The sequence below is a fragment of the Gilvimarinus gilvus genome (assembly GCF_030518155.1).
GTDB classification, from domain to species: domain Bacteria; phylum Pseudomonadota; class Gammaproteobacteria; order Pseudomonadales; family Cellvibrionaceae; genus Gilvimarinus; species Gilvimarinus gilvus.
The window spans coordinates 1-330 of the sequence record NZ_JAULRU010000239.1 but is presented as its reverse complement, the minus strand read 5'-3'; the positions used below and the strand labels follow the sequence as shown (position 1 = coordinate 330).

Here is a 330-nt window from a genome sequence, read left to right as displayed (position 1 = left end):
CCCAGGCGGATCGCCGCGCAACGCTCGCCACTTTCATGGTGCTGGCGCTCACGTTCAACCAACTGGCGCAGTTGACGTATCTGCGCAGGGCGGGCGCGCTGTGCGGCCAGGGTGATCAGGGTGGTCTCCGCCAGCCGCCGGGCACTGAGCACCTGCCGCGCCTGCTCGGGGTCGGGGGCTGCCAGGTGCGCGGTGTGGCTAGGGCGCTGCACCACCACTTGCTGGTCACACAGGCGCCCGAGCACGCGGCGGATCACGGTACGGCTGACCCCAAACGCCTGGCCCAACGCCTGCTCGGGCAGCAGGCTGCCGGGGGGCAGGCGCTGTTCG

Annotated in this window: 1 protein-coding gene; it reads right to left on the bottom strand. The window is 71.8% G+C overall.

Annotation, left to right across the window (positions count from 1 at the left end):
- A partial coding sequence (locus QWI17_RS03255) for a GntR family transcriptional regulator (protein ID WP_302721069.1) occupies positions 1-330 on the bottom strand: 330 nt, incomplete at both ends.